This window comes from Streptomyces caeruleatus (assembly GCF_001514235.1).
Taxonomy (GTDB): Bacteria; Actinomycetota; Actinomycetes; order Streptomycetales; family Streptomycetaceae; genus Streptomyces; species Streptomyces caeruleatus.
This window is the reverse complement of record NZ_KQ948924.1, coordinates 307,834-322,607: the sequence shown is the minus strand read 5'-3', so window position 1 is coordinate 322,607 and position 14,774 is coordinate 307,834. Positions and strand designations below refer to the sequence as shown.

Here is a 14,774-nt window from a genome sequence, read left to right as displayed (position 1 = left end):
GACGGCAGGACCCGTCAGGAACACACAAACATCGACAGCATCATTGCTTCGACTGTGTTCACAACCTAGTGTGCGTTCGGTTTCCCAACAGCACCGCACAGGATCTGACGTTCCCTCAAGCCACTCAGCGCTCGCGCTCTGCCGTCCCGAGGAAGGCCACGTCATGCCGCACGCTCCCGAGTCTCCTGTCGGCCACCCGTCCCACCCCCAGGGTGTGCCCGTCAGCCGGCGACGTCTCCTGGAGGGCGGGGCCGCCGTCCTCGGCGCGCTCGCCCTGTCCGGACCGTCCGCCGCCGCGGTCCACGCGGCCGACGGCTCCGGGGCCGCGGCGGCCACCCCGGAGTGGAACGGGCAGATCGACGTCTTCCAGGTCGGGACCCAGCCGCCGCACACCACGCTCATGCCGTACGCGGACGTCAGACAGGCGCTGGACGGAGACCGGACGCGCTCGCCGTACCGACTCGGCCTCGACGGAAAGTGGAAGTTCGCCTACGTGGACCGGCCCGACGACCGGGACACCGACTTCTACCGCACCGACGTCGACGACAGCGACTGGGACACCATTCCCGTCCCCTCCGTCTGGCAGATGCACGGCTACGACCGGCCGATCTTCGTCAACATCACCTACCCGTGGTGGGGTCCCAACGGGCTCGGCGAGGACGCCCAACCCCCGGCGGCGCCCACCCGCTTCAACCCGGTGGGCCAGTACCGGCGCACCTTCACCGTGCCGCGCGGCTGGGCGGGGCGGCGGACCTTCCTGCACTTCGAGGGCGTCAAGTCCGCGCACTACGTGTGGATCAACGGGGAGTTGGTGGGATACGCCGAGGACTCCTTCACGCCCGCCGAGTACGACATCACCGAGCACCTCAAGCCGGGCACCAACCAGATCGCCGTCGAGGTGTACCGCTTCTCCGACGGGGACTGGCTGGAGGACCAGGACATGATCCGGCTGAGCGGCATCTTCCGCTCGGTCTACCTCTACTCCACGCCGGAAGTCCACCTGCGCGACTTCAAGTTGGACACCCCGCTGAGCGACGACTACACCGCCGCCGAACTGTCCGTCACCGCGAGCGTGCGCGCGTACGGCGGCCGGGCCGAGGGCGGCTACTCCGTCGAGACGCAGCTGTACGACTCCCGCGGCCACGCCGTCTGGTCCCGGCCGCTCCAGCAGGCCGTCGACCTCGGATCCGCCGAAACCGGCGAGGACGTCACCGTCCGGGCGAGCAGAGCCGTCCCCGAGCCGAAGCTGTGGTCCGCCGAACACCCGAACCTCTACACCGCCGTCCTGCGCCTGCGCGACCCGGCCGGCAAGGTCATCGAGACGCTCTCGCACCGGGTCGGCCTGCGCGAGTTCGCGCTCAAGGACGGGCTGATGCGGATCAACGGGCAGCCCGTCTCCTTCCGCGGCACCAACCGCCACGAGATGCACCCCGACAGCGGCATGACGCTCACCCGGGCGCACATGACCAAGGACATCGAGATCATCAAGCGGATGAACATGAACAGCGTCCGCACCTCGCACTACCCCAACAACCCGCTGTGGTACGAACTCGCGGACGAGTACGGCCTCTACCTCGTCGACGAGACCAACCTGGAGACCCACGGCATCCGCGGCGAGTACCCCGGCAACCACGCCGACTGGACCAAGGCCTGCGTGGCCCGCGCCCAGAGCATGGTCCACCGCGACAAGAACCACGCCTCGGTGGTCATCTGGTCGCTCGGCAACGAGGCCGGCGGCGGCAGCACCTTCGTCGCCATGCACGACTGGATCAAGTCCTACGACACGACACGCGTCGTCCAGTACGAGGGCGACGACCGGCCGACGATCAGCGACATCCGCTCGGAGATGTACGACAGCCCCTCCCGCGTCGAGCAGCGCGCCAAGGACACCGCCGACACCCGGCCGTACGTCATGATCGAGTACGCCCACGCGATGGGGAACTCCAACGGCAACCTCACGAAGTACTGGGACCTCGTCCGCCGCTACGACGTCCTCCAGGGCGGCTGGATCTGGGACTTCGTCGACCAGTCCCTGAGCTGGCCCGTGCCCGTGCGCAAGATCCTCACCGAGTCCGGCCCCGGCGCGGTGCGCGGTGAGGTCCTCACCGCGAGCGGCACCTTCGACCGCGCCAAGGGCGTCTTCGGCGCCACCGTCTTCGCCCGCGACGAGCGCCTCGACCTCACCGGCTCGCTCACCCTGGAGGCCTGGGTCACCCCGCACGTCACCGGCTACCACCAGCCGATCATCGCCAAGGGCGACACCCAGTACGCCCTCAAGCAGTCCGACCGCACCCTGGAGTTCTTCATCTACGGCGGCGGCCAGTGGATCACCGCGAACTGGGCCCTCCCGGACGACTGGACCGGCCGTGAGCACCACATCGCCGGTGTCTTCGACGCGGACGCGGGCAGCCTGACCCTCTACGTCGACGGCGCGCAGAAGGCCACCCGGACCACCACGCGGCGCCCCGCCGCGAACACCGCGCCCCTCGCGCTCGGCACCGACGTCGACAACCCCACCCGCGAGTTCAGCGGCACCATCCGCCGGGCCCGCGTGTACGCCCGCGCGCTGAGCGCCGCCGAACTCGGCTCCGACAGCCGGGGCCCCGGCGACGAGGGCGTACGGTTCTGGTTCGACGCCGCCACCGTCGGCCTCACCGAGCAGCGGCCCCGGCAGAAGACCTTCTTCCCGTACGGCGGCGACTGGGGCGACAACCCCAACGACGGCACCTCCAACGCGGACGGCATCGTCACCGCCGACCGCCGCCTCACCGGCAAGGCGGCCGAGGTCAAGCAGGTCTACCAGGCCGTCGGCGTGGCACCGGCCTCCGGTGGCACCCTCGCCCCCGGCTCGGCGATCACCCTCACCAACGAGTACCTGTTCACCAACCTCCGTGAGTTCGACGGCCGTTGGAGCCTCGTCGCCGACGGCGAGGTCGTCCGCCGCGGCAAGCTGGGCCGCGCCCAGCTGGACGTCCCGCCGCTCAGCAGCAAGGACATCACGGTGCCGGTGCGGCTCCCGGACGACCCGGCGCCCGGTACCGAGTACTTCCTCCAGCTGTCCTTCACCACCAAGGAACCCACCCCCTGGGCGAAGGCCGGCTTCGAGGTGGCCAAGCAGCAGCTCCCCGTCGAGGCCAACAGCCCGGCGGTGACGCCCCTGCCGCTGGCGAGCGTGCCGGCGCTGCGGTACGAGGAGCGGGACACGGCCGTCACCGTCAAGGGCGACGGCTTCTCCGTCACCGTCGACAAGAACAGCGGCGTCATCACGTCGTACGAGGCCCGGGGCACCCGGCTCCTCACCTCCGGACCGGTGCCGAACTTCTGGCGGGCGCCCACCGAGAACGACCGCGGCAACGGCCAGCACACCCGCAACCAGACCTGGCGCGACGCGGGCGCCCGGCGCGCGGTGACCGGCGTGACAGTGCGCGCCCTCGGCGACCGGGCCGTCGAGATCAAGGTCAGCGGCACCCTGCCCACGGCGACCGAGTCGACGTACACCACCGCCTACACGGTGTTCGGCAACGGCGAGATCAAGGTCGACAACACCCTGCACCCGGGCGCCGCGTCCCTGCCGTACATCCCGGAGGTGGGCACGATGCTCTTCCTGCCGGGCCGCTTCGAGCGCCTTCGCTACTACGGCCGCGGACCCGAGGAGAACTACATCGACCGCAGGGACGCCACCGACGTCGGCATCCACTCCGGCACCGTCTCCGGCCAGTGGACCCCGTACATCCGCCCCCAGGAGAACGGCAACAAGACCGACGTCCGCTGGATCGCCCTCACCGACCGCACCGGCACCGGCCTCCTCGTCTCCGGTGAACCCCTGCTGGAGATCAACGCCTCGCACTTCACCCCGGAGGACCTGTCGTCCGGCGTGCGCCACGACTACCAGCTCACCCCGCGCGACGAGGTCGTCCTGCGCGTCAACCACCGGCAGATGGGCCTGGGCGGCGACAACAGCTGGGGCGCCCACACCCACGACGAGTTCAAGCTGTTCCCGAGCCGCGACTACTCCTACACCTACCGGCTGCGCCCGCTGACCGACCTCGACGAGGCGACGAGGGCGTCCCGCAGGCCGACCGCCGTGGAGTAGCGGACGTGACCGGGGTCTCGGTGCGCTGCCGGGACCCCGGTCAGTACTCTGGACGCGCCCGTGCACGCAGAGCCCTTGACCTGGCCACCAGGCAGGGAGCCGACCACTCGGAGCGCCCCATGCTGCGCACTATGTTCAAGTCGAAGATCCACCGCGCCACCGTCACCCAGGCCGACCTGCACTACGTGGGATCGGTGACCATCGACGCGGACCTCCTCGACGCCTCCGACCTGCTCCCCGGTGAGCTCGTCCACATCGTCGACATCACCAACGGCGCCCGCCTGGAGACGTACGTCATCGAGGGCGAGCGCGGCTCGGGGGTCGTGGGGATCAACGGTGCCGCCGCGCATCTCGTCCACCCCGGTGACCTGGTGATCATCATCAGTTACGCTCAGCTGACCGACGCCGAGGCGCGGGCGTTCGAGCCGCGGGTCGTGCACGTGGACGGTGCCAACCGGATCGTGGCCCTGGGCGCCGACCCGTCCGAGCCGGTGCCGGGCTCCGACCAGGAGCGCAGCCCGCAGGCCGTGCCGGTGGCCTGAGCGCACGCGTCGTCCCTTCGAAGCCGGACCAGGAGCGTGCCATGAGCGACATCGAGATCCGCGACGACCGGGCGGCGGGCCGCCTGGAGGCCCTTCTGGGCGACGAAGTCACCGGCCGCGTCGAGTACTTCGTCCTCGAAGCCCCGGCGCGCGCCCTCGTGCCCGTCCACACCATCGTGGAACCGGCCCACGAGGGGCAGGGCATCGCGGGCTCCCTGGCACGTGAGCTGTACGGCATGGCGGCGCGCGAGGGAGTCGTCGTCGCACCGCTGTGCCCGTACGTCGTGAAGTGGGCCGAGCGCCACCCCGACGAGGCGCCGGCGGCCGACCCCGAACTGCTTCAGGCGGCGAAGGACTGGCTGCGGGCGCACCCCGGGCGGTTCTGACGACGGGCCACTTGGGCGCCCGCATTGACGCGGGTGAGTGACTGGTGGAGCGGCCATCGGGTACGCGGGGGAGTAGTCCAGAGCCGATGTCACGGACTGGCTGGAGGACACCATGACCAACCCGTATACGGACCCGGTCCATCCGGGACCGACACCGGGCCCCGACCCGTCGAGCCCGGAGCCGCACCCGGTCCCGCCCCCGGAGCCCCCGCCGACCCCCGAGCCGCCCGCCCCGGGACCGCCCCCGCCCCCGGGCCCCCTGCCCGGCCCGGAACCGACCCCGCCCGCGCCGGTGCCCCCGATGCCGCCGTCGCCCCCGGATCCCGCCCCGTCGCCGATCCCGCCGGGACCCGAGCCGGTACCGAACCCCGAGCCCGGCCCGCCGCTCAGCTGAGCGCCGGACGCCCGCAGGACGCGGTGGGCGGCCCGCGGCGGCTGGACGCCGGTGAGGCCAGGTCCGGACAGGGATCCGCCCCGTGCCCGGACCTACGACCGGACACGGGGCGGTCATCTGACGGCCCGGCAGAGGCTAGCCGGCGACCTCCGACCGGTCCCCGCCCCACAGCGTGTGGAACGAGCCGTCCCGGTCGGTCCGCCGGTACGTGTGAGCGCCGAAGAAGTCACGCTGCCCCTGCGTCAGCGCCGCGGGCAGCCGCTCGGCGCGCAGGGCGTCGTAGTAGGCGAGGGCCGCGGCGAAGCCCGGCGTCGGCACACCCTGCCGGGTCGCCGCGATGATCACCTCACGCCAGTCGTCCTGCGCCGCGGCGATCTCCTGCGCGAACGTCTCGTCGGACAGCAGGCTCGGCAGGTCGGCCCGGGCGTCGTACGCCGCGCGGATCCGGTCCAGGAACGCCGCGCGGATGATGCAGCCGCCGCGCCAGATCGCCGAGACGGCACCCAGGTCGATGTCCCAGTCGTACTCCGCGCGCGCCGCGTCGATCTCGTGGAAGCCCTGCGTGTACGACACGATCTTCGACGCGTACAGCGCCTGTTCCACCCGGTCGGCGAACGCCCCCGCCTCCGCCTCGCTCAGCGGCGACGCCTTGGGGCCGGCCAGCCCGCGGGACGCGTCCCGCAGCGCCGCGTGCCCGGACAGGGAGCGGGCGAAGACGGCCTCCGCGATACCGGAGACCGGCACGCCCAGGTCCAGGGCGATCTGGACCGTCCAGCGGCCCGTGCCCTTCTGCTCGGCCTGGTCGACGACCACGTCCACGAACGGCTTGCCCGTCGCCGCGTCCACGTGCGACAGGACCTCGGCGGTGATCTCGATCAGGTAGGAGTCCAGCCGGCCCTGGTTCCAGGTCCGGAAGATCTCCGCGATCTGCGCCGGCTCGTACCCGGCGACATCGCGCAGCAGCTGGTACGCCTCGCCGATGAGCTGCATGTCGGCGTACTCGATGCCGTTGTGCACCATCTTCACGAAGTGCCCGGCACCGTCCGGACCGACGTGCGTCACACAGGGCGCCCCGTCCGCGGCCTTCGCGGAGATCTTCTCCAGCATCGGACCGAGCGAGTCGTACGACTCCTTCGGGCCGCCCGGCATGATGCTCGGCCCGTGCAACGCGCCCTCCTCGCCGCCCGAGACACCCATGCCGACGAAGTGGATGCCCTGCTCGCGCAGGTCGCGCTCGCGGCGCCGGGTGTCGGCGAAGTGCGCGTTGCCACCGTCGATGATCATGTCGCCGGGCTCCAGGAGCGGCGCGAACTCCTGGATCACCGCGTCGGTCGGCTCACCGGCCTTCACCATGATGACCAGCCGCCGCGGGCGCTCCAGCGCCGCCACGAAGTCCTTGGCGGACTCGGCCGCGATGAACTCGCCCTCGCTCCCGAACTCCTCCACCAGCGCCCGCGTACGCGCCGGCGTCCGGTTGTGGACCGCGACCGTGTAGCCGTTGCGGGCGAAGTTGCGGGCGAGATTGCGGCCCATGACCGCGAGACCCGTGACGCCGATCTGCGCCGAAGTGCTCATGCGTTGGCTCCTAGTGACCTCGATATATCAGCGGTGCCGGTCATGCCCGCCAGTATTGCCCCATCGTCCATCCTGACGTGCCGGTACTCCGGCCGCACACTCGGGGTGGCGCGATGTCGCGCAGGCAGATACGCACGAAAGGCCCCCGCACACTCAGCTGTCCCGAGCGCCGTCCCGGGTGCCGTCCGGGTGCCGTCCGCGCGCCGTCCGGATGTCGTCCGGAGTCGGGCAACGTGCGCCGGTTCCGCGCCACTTGGCGTGAAGAGGCGGCTGAATTGCCGTCTTGTCATGGCCTGTTCGCAGCGCTTACTTTTGCCCCTCCTGACGCATGTCAATGGGGGGCTCCGTCATGGCCGTACGCGGTCGGCACCGCCGGTACCAGCCGAACAGGATCAACCGCGCCTCGCTCACCGTCACCGCGGGCGGCGCCGGGATGGCGCTCCCCTTCATCGGCACCGGCACCGCACAGGCCGCCGACGTGAGCACCTGGAACAAGGTCGCCGCATGCGAGTCGACCAGCCGGTGGGACGTCAACACCGGCAACGGCTTCTACGGCGGACTCCAGTTCGCCCAGTCGACGTGGGAGGCCTACGGCGGTCCGCGGTACGCGGCGCGCGCGGATCTGGCCACCAAGGACCAGCAGATAGCCGTCGCGGAGAAGGTGCTCGACGGACAGGGGCCCGGCGCCTGGCCGCAGTGCTCGGTGCGGGCCGGGCTGACCCGGGGCGGGGACACCCCCGAGATCCACCCGGCCGGCACCCGCGACACCGGCGGCACGAGTCGGAAGACCTCGGTCCAGGACGTCCAGCCGCAGACCACGCCCCAGTCACGGGCGGGCACCGCCGAGATGTACACCGTGGTCCACGGCGACACCCTCTCCGGGATCGCCGAGTCGCAGCAGGTCCGGGGCGGTTGGCGGGGCCTGTACGCCGCGAACCGGAAGGCCGTCGGCGCCGACCCCGACCTGATCCTGCCGGGGCAGCGGCTCGCGCTGCGCGGCAAGGCGCCCACGACGACGGACAGTCCGACCGCCACCCGCAAACCCAAATCCAAGCCCAAGCCCAAGCCCAGAACAGAGCCGCAGCCCAGGACGACTCCCGAGAAGACCTCCTCCGACCGACAGGAACAGGCCACCACGAGCAGCCGCTCGCTGGTCTCCCCGGTGAGCGCCTCCACCGGCACGCCGTACCGCAAGGCCGGTGCCCTGTGGTCGAAGGGCTACCACACGGGCGTCGACTTCGCCGTGCCGACCGGCACCTCCGTGCGGGCCGTCGGCGCCGGGCGGGTCGTGAGCGCCGGGTGGGAGGGGTCCTTCGGCTACCAGGTGGTGATCCGGCACGCCGACGGCCGCTACAGCCAGTACGCCCATCTCTCGGCGATCTCCGTGAAGGACGGACAGTCCGTCGGCGCAGGCCAGCGCATCGGCCGCTCCGGCTCCACGGGCAACAGCACGGGCCCGCATCTGCACTTCGAGGTGCGGACAGGGCCCGGTTTCGGCTCCGACATCGACCCGGTGGCCTACCTCCGGGCCGGCGGCGTCAGGATTTGACGCGCATCCGGTGCCGGTCGACGACCGGCATCATCGGAACGTAAGGGCCTCCGTAGAAGGGACCGTAGAGGTTCGGGGTCTCCTGGAGGTCCTGGAGGTCCTGGAGGTCGGTAACAGGCTGCTCGCCCTCCTCGTACGGCTCCTGCGCGACCTGCGCCGGAATGAGGACCCCGTCGATCCCGTCGGGGACGACGATGTCCTCGGGCTCGCTCGCCCCGGACTGCTCCTGAAGGACACCGACCAGCTCCGGGGCGGGCACCGCGTCCAGAGCCGGTTCCACCAGGGCCGGCCCGCCAAGGGCCGACTCCACCAGGGCCGGCTCGACCAAGGCCTCCTCGGCGTCCACCGTCTCGGGAAGCGCCACCTCGGTCCCGGTCTCCGTACGCGCGATCCGCTCCGTCGTCAGCAGGATCAGGCCACCTGCCGCGACCACGCCGCAGCCCAGGGCGAGCAGGGTGCCCGTGGTGCCGTACCGGAAGGTCTCGCCGAACATCGTGATGCCGACCGCGGCGGCCACCACCGGGTTCACGACCGTCAGCGTGGCCAGCGGCGCCGCGAGCCCGGCGCCCCGGTAGGCGGCCTGGGACAGCAGCATGCCGGCCGTCGCGAAGACGCCTATCGTCGCGAGGGCGGGCACGTCGGACGCCGACACCCCGCCGTTCCAGTCCACCGCGGCGACCTTCGTGAACACCGAGGACATGCCGAAGGCTATGCCGGACCCGGTCGCGAGCAGCATGCTGCGCACCGCCGGATGACGGTGGGCCGCCCGGCCGGCGATCATCAGCGCCACGACGACGCCGCCGGTCACCAGGGCCACGCCCACCCGCTCGGCGGTGGCCAGCGACTGCGACTCGGAGGAGCCGACCAGGGACAGCAGCCCGGCGAGACCCACGGTCGCCATGATCGCGCCCCGCCAGGCCGTCGACCCGGCCTCGCGGCCCACGAACAGCGCCGCCATCGGCAGCGCGAACACGATCGTCAGCGCACCCAGCGGCTGCACCAGGCTCAGCGGACCGAAAGCCAGCGCCACCACGTGCAGCAGACCGCCGAGGCCGTTCAGCGCGACCGCCGCCCACCAGCCCGCCCGGCGCATCGGCGCGAACTGCTGACCCGGGGAGGACGCCGCGACACGCTCCTGCACGATCGCCCCGCCCGCGTACGCGACGGCGGAGACGAGCGACAGCAGCACGGACAACGCGAGGGCACTCATGAGCTGCTCCTCTGCGTGAGGCACGGGCGGTGACCCCGGCGCGGCGAACGGTCGGCTCTCATAGCCAACACGATGCCTCGAAAACCTCTTCCCGTCGTCGTACCAGAGCAGTCACTGTCTCCTACTGCCGATGGAGTACGGGGGCCGCGGCCTCATCCCCAAGGCGGGTGACCCCTGACGGAACCCCGAGGTGACGGTCCCGCGAGGCCTTGGTACTACTGCTCTTCGTGGACCTCGACCCCGATCTCGCCGCGCTCCGGCCGCTCGGCGGCTTCTTCGTACTACACACGGCAGGGGAAGCACTTCGGCCACTGCCGACCCTGGCGGAGACCTACGGAGAACCCCTGTCGGCCCCTCAGGGAGATCCCCTGGGGCTCCGCGTCCGGAAAGTCGCGAACGCCCTGCGTGCCCCCGAGCCGCGGGTCGCCGCCTCCATCGCCCAGCAGGGCCTCGCGGCGCGGCTGTGGTCCGTGACGCTCGGCTGCGCCGCCCTGTACGGCAGCATCCCCGACCTCGACCCGCGGCTGCTCCTCTGGGACCCCGAGGGCAGCGCCCCGGAGGACCTCTGGCTCACCGAGGTGCGCCCGCTCCCGACCGGCGCGGCCGACCCGGCGACCCTCGCGGACGTGGTCCTGCACGCCCACCTGGAACCCCTGGCCGCCGCCCTGCACACCCGCTACCGCGTCGCCACCGGACTGCTGTGGGGCAACGCGGGCTCGGCGCTCGCGGGCGCGGCCCGTCAGCTGGACCAGTGGGCGCGCGCCCATGGCCGTACGGACGCCGCCGCCCGGGCCCGTGCCCTGACCGGGGAACTCTTCGCCCACCCCCTGCTGGCCGACACCGGCACCCGCACCGGCACCGCCTTCCGCCGCCGCAGCTGCTGCCTCTACTACCGCGTGCCGGGCGCAGGCGTGTGCGGTGACTGTTGCTTCCCACGACCCCCGCGCTCTTCCCCACGCGCCACATCTGGGTGACCATGAAAGGGCAACCAGCCGCTGAGAACAGGGGGTTCCGGGTGCGTGTGGGACTGCTGACCCGGGAGTACCCGCCGGACGTGTACGGCGGTGCGGGTGTCCATGTCGAGTTCCTCGCCCGGGAGTTGAGGGATCTCGTCGACCTGGAGGTGCACTCCTGGGGCGAGGGACGCGGGGTCGGCGTGCAACGCCACCGCCCCTGGTCCGCGCTCGACACCGCCAACGACGCGCTGCGCACCTTCTCCGTGGACCTCGCCATGGCCGCCGGACTCGACGGCCGCGAACTCGTCCACTCCCACACCTGGTACGCCAACCTCGCCGGCCACCTCGGCAAGCTCCAGTACGGCATCCCGCATGTGATGACCGCCCACTCCCTGGAGCCGCTGCGGCCCTGGAAGGCCGAGCAACTCGGCGGCGGATACGCCCTGTCCAGCTGGGCCGAGCGCACCGCGATCGAGTCGGCGGACGCGGTGATCGCCGTCTCCGGCGCCATGCGCGAGGACATCCTCGGCTGCTATCCGGCGCTCGACCCGGGCCGCGTCCACATCGTGCACAACGGCATCGACACCACCCTCTACCGGCCCGACCACCGCACCGACGTCCTGGCCCGCTTCGGGCTCGACACGGGCCGCCCGTACGTCCTCTTCGTCGGCCGCATCACCCGCCAGAAGGGCGTACCCCATCTGCTGCGCGCGGTACGGGACATCGACCCCGCCGCCCAGGTCGTGCTCTGCGCCGGCGCGCCCGACACCCCCGAGATCGACCAGGAGTTCCGCGACCTCTACCAGGAGCTGAGCCGGGTCCGAGAGGGCGTGCACTGGATCCCGCAGATGCTGCCGCGTCCCGAGGTGATCCAACTCCTCACCCACGCGGCCGTGTTCGTCTGCCCCTCGGTGTACGAGCCCCTCGGCATCGTCAACCTGGAGGCGATGGCCTGCGGAACTCCCGTGGTGGCCTCGCGGGTCGGCGGCATCCCCGAGGTCGTCGAGGACGGCAAGAGCGGCCTGCTCGTCACGCTGGACGACGACACCGAGGCCTTCGAGGCCGGTCTCGCGCGGGCATTGGACTCGGTGATCGGCGACCCGGAGACGGCCAGGGGGATGGGCGAGGCGGGACGGGAGCGCGCGGTGGGGGAGTTCGGCTGGGACGCGGTGGCCCGGCGGACGGTCCGGCTCTACGGGGAGATCCTCAAACAGGCTTAGCGCGCGCTACTCAGGGGCAGGTTGGGACCAACCAGGGTGAGGGGAGCGGCCATGCGTCGTGGCGGACCTTCGGTGCTCGGAATCGTGCTGGCGGGCGGAGAAGGCAAACGCCTGATGCCCCTGACCGCGGACCGCGCGAAACCCGCGGTCACCTTCGGAGGAACGTATCGCCTGGTCGACTTCGTCCTCTCCAACCTCGTCAACGCCGACATCCTGCGCATCTGCGTGCTCACGCAGTACAAGTCGCACTCGCTGGACCGGCACATCACCACGACCTGGCGGATGTCCAGCCTGCTGGGCAACTACGTCACCCCGGTCCCGGCCCAGCAGCGGCTCGGCCCGCGCTGGTACCTCGGCAGCGCGGACGCGATCCTGCAGTCCCTGAACCTGGTCTACGACGAACGCCCCGAGTACGTCGCGGTGTTCGGCGCCGACCACGTGTACCGCATGGACCCGCGCCAGATGCTGTCCCAGCACATCGAGAGCGGCGCGGGGGTGACGGTGGCCGGCATCCGCGTGCCGCGCGGCGAGTCGTCGTCGTTCGGCGTGATCAGCCCCGGCTCCGACGGCCTGACCGTGGAGCGCTTCCTGGAGAAGCCCGCCGACCCGCCCGGCCTCCCGGACGACCCCGAGTGCGTGTTCGCCTCGATGGGCAACTACATCTTCACCACCAAGGCCCTCATCGAGGCCCTCCAGCGCGACGCCGAGGACGAGAACTCCGTGCACGACATGGGCGGTTCGATCCTGCCGCAGCTCACGGGCCGGGGCGAGGCCCAGCTGTACGACTTCAGCGCCAACCACGTCCCCGGCGAGACCAACCGCGACCGGGGCTACTGGCGGGACGTCGGCACCCTCGACGCCTACTACGACGCCCACATGGACCTGATCGCCGAGCGCCCCGCCTTCAACCTCTACAACCGCAACTGGCCCATCTACACCCACTCCGGCCAGCTCTCCCCGGCCCGCTTCAACGCGGGCGGCATGGCCAGCGAGTCCATCATCAGCGCCGGCTGCCTCATACGCGGCCAGGTCACGCGGTCCGTGCTCTCGCCGGGCGTCGTGGTCGACCCGGGGGCCGTGGTGCAGGGGGCGGTGCTGCACGACAACGTGCGCATCGGGCGGGGCGCGGTGGTGCGGGGTGCCGTGCTGGACAAGAACGTCGAGGTGCCGCCGGGCGCGACCATCGGCGTCAACCCGGAGCGGGACGCCGAGTTGTACACCGTCTCCAAGGGCGGAGTGATCGCGCTGGGAAAGGAGCAGCGCGTCCCGTAGCGGGCGCGAGGCGACACCGAGGGCAGTGCGAGTCCCGTCCCGTCCAGGGGCGGGACTCTTGTCATGTACCTGGACGGGCGGCCGGGATCCGTGCTGTCATGCCAACACCTGTCCATGACAACGTTGATCCATGGCCTGACCGAGGTGTACGTCAACGGCACCAAGGTCACAGAGCACGCGGGCGGCTACGACAAGTTCGCCGCAGACATCACCGACGCCCTGAAGCCCGGCCGCGCCCAGGAGCTCATCGTGGGCGTCCACGACCCGACCGACGCGGCGAACGGCGAGACCCGCCCCTCGGCAAGCAGCGCATGGACCCGAGCGGCATCTGGTACACCCCGTCCTCCGGTATCTGGCAGACGGTGTGGCTGGAGCTGGTCGCCCCGGATCACGTGGACGGGCTGGGGCTCGTCCCCGACGTCGACGCCGGCGCGCTCACCGTAGAGGCTCAGGGTGTGCGCGACGGCGTCCCGGTCACGGCGACGGCGTACGAAGGGCGGCGCAAGGTCGCCACCGCGAGCGGCCGCACCGGACAGCCGCTCACGCTCACCCTCCGCGACCCGCACCTGTGGTCACCCGACGACCCGTTCCTGTACGACCTCAAGGTGACCGTCGGCGCCGACCGCGTCGGCAGCTACTTCGGGATGCGCTCCATCGCCGTCGAGAAGGTGAACGGCGTGCCGCGCACGGCCCTCAACGGGGCGCCGGTCTTCCTGATGGCCACCCTCGACCAGGGCTTCTGGCCCGACGGCCTGCACACGCCGACCGACGAGGCTCTCGCGTACGACGTGAAGGCGCACAAGGAACTGGGGTTCAACTCGGTGCGCAAGCGCATCAAGGTCGAGCCGGACCGCTGGTTCTACTGGGCCGACCGGCTGGGCCTGCTGGTGTGGCAGGACATGCCCGTGATGACCGCGGGGGTGAACCCGAGCGCCGGGGCCCGCGCGCAGTACGAGCGCGAGATGAAGCAGATGATCGACGAGCACGCCGGCAGCCCGTCGGTGATCACGTGGGTCACCTTCAACGAGGGCTGGGGCCAGTACGACATCGGCCGCGTCGCCGAGCAGGCGAAGTCCTGGGACCCGACCCGGCTGGTCAACAACCAGTCGGGGCTGAACCTCGGGGCCGACGGCAACGCCGGCGACATCATGGACGAGCACGGCTGTCCCAGCCCGGCCCTGCCGCCCCGGCCCGACGGCGAACGGGCACTGGTCAGCGGCGAGTACGGCGGCCTCGGCCTGGCGGTCCCCGGGCAGGCCTGGTCGGTGCAGCAGTCGTACGTCGACGTCGACCCGGCGACCTACACCGACGACTACCTCACCAAGCTCGACGAGGTGCGCGCCCTGGTCTGCCGGGGCGGCAACGGTGCCGTCTACACCCAGATCACGGACGTCGAGGGTGAGCTGAACGGGCTCCTGACCTACGACCGCGCCGTGCTCAAACGGGACACCGAACGGGTCAGGTCCGCTCACGAGGCGCTCATCCGTGACGCCTCTCGGGTGACACCGTCGGGATGCCCGGTGCCGCTACCCGTGCTGAAGTGACCTCATATGCACCATGAGTCCCGCCCCTTTCAT

Annotated in this window: 9 protein-coding genes and 1 pseudogene; 8 read left to right on the top strand and 2 right to left on the bottom strand. The window is 71.3% G+C overall.

Annotated features, from left to right (window positions below):
- The first annotated feature begins 163 nt into the window (after nucleotides 1–163).
- The 3 genes from AQJ67_RS01460 (at nucleotide 164) to AQJ67_RS01450 (ending at nucleotide 5,021) form a co-directional block, all read left to right on the top strand.
- On the top strand, nucleotides 164–4,093 hold the full coding sequence (locus AQJ67_RS01460) for a glycoside hydrolase family 2 TIM barrel-domain containing protein (protein ID WP_062716115.1): 3,930 nt from the start codon (nucleotides 164–166) through the stop codon (nucleotides 4,091–4,093).
- 119 nt (nucleotides 4,094–4,212) lie between these two features.
- The gene (panD, locus tag AQJ67_RS01455) at nucleotides 4,213–4,635 is read left to right on the top strand and encodes an aspartate 1-decarboxylase (protein ID WP_062716114.1); all 423 of its coding nucleotides are present in this window, start codon (nucleotides 4,213–4,215) and stop codon (nucleotides 4,633–4,635) included.
- 41 nt (nucleotides 4,636–4,676) lie between these two features.
- Entirely contained in the window at nucleotides 4,677–5,021 is a 345-nt protein-coding gene (locus tag AQJ67_RS01450; protein ID WP_062716113.1) for a GNAT family N-acetyltransferase, read from the top strand.
- Nucleotides 5,022–5,550: 529 nt separating this feature from the next.
- On the opposite strand, the gene gndA is transcribed toward AQJ67_RS01450, so the two are convergent.
- Nucleotides 5,551–6,990, bottom strand: coding sequence for an NADP-dependent phosphogluconate dehydrogenase (gene gndA, locus AQJ67_RS01445; RefSeq protein WP_062716112.1), 1,440 nt, complete (start codon nucleotides 6,988–6,990; stop codon nucleotides 5,551–5,553).
- 349 nt (nucleotides 6,991–7,339) lie between these two features.
- Between gndA and AQJ67_RS01440 the strand changes: the two genes are divergently transcribed.
- The gene (locus AQJ67_RS01440; protein WP_062716745.1) at nucleotides 7,340–8,539 is read left to right on the top strand and encodes a peptidoglycan DD-metalloendopeptidase family protein; all 1,200 of its coding nucleotides are present in this window, start codon (nucleotides 7,340–7,342) and stop codon (nucleotides 8,537–8,539) included.
- Here the strand turns inward: AQJ67_RS01440 and AQJ67_RS01435 are convergent.
- Nucleotides 8,529–9,749: a DMT family transporter gene (locus AQJ67_RS01435; RefSeq protein ID WP_062716111.1), complete on the bottom strand. Its 1,221-nt coding sequence runs from the start codon at nucleotides 9,747–9,749 to the stop codon at nucleotides 8,529–8,531. The genes AQJ67_RS01440 and AQJ67_RS01435 overlap by 11 nt on opposite strands.
- Nucleotides 9,750–9,976: 227 nt before the next feature.
- On the opposite strand from AQJ67_RS01435, the gene AQJ67_RS01430 reads away from it, so the two are divergent.
- The 4 genes and pseudogenes from AQJ67_RS01430 to AQJ67_RS01415 all read left to right on the top strand — a co-directional run.
- Nucleotides 9,977–10,723, top strand: coding sequence for a (2Fe-2S)-binding protein (locus AQJ67_RS01430; protein WP_062716744.1), 747 nt, complete (start codon nucleotides 9,977–9,979; stop codon nucleotides 10,721–10,723).
- Between the two features lie 41 nt (nucleotides 10,724–10,764).
- Nucleotides 10,765–11,925, top strand: a complete 1,161-nt coding sequence (glgA, locus tag AQJ67_RS01425; protein WP_062716110.1) for a glycogen synthase — start codon at nucleotides 10,765–10,767, stop codon at nucleotides 11,923–11,925.
- A 51-nt stretch (nucleotides 11,926–11,976) separates the two neighbouring features.
- Nucleotides 11,977–13,197, top strand: a complete 1,221-nt coding sequence (gene glgC / locus AQJ67_RS01420; RefSeq protein WP_062716109.1) for a glucose-1-phosphate adenylyltransferase — start codon at nucleotides 11,977–11,979, stop codon at nucleotides 13,195–13,197.
- Between the two features lie 138 nt (nucleotides 13,198–13,335).
- Nucleotides 13,336–14,741: pseudogene (locus AQJ67_RS01415) on the top strand (glycoside hydrolase family 2 TIM barrel-domain containing protein); the annotation flags it as partial.
- Nucleotides 14,742–14,774 lie beyond the last annotated feature (33 nt).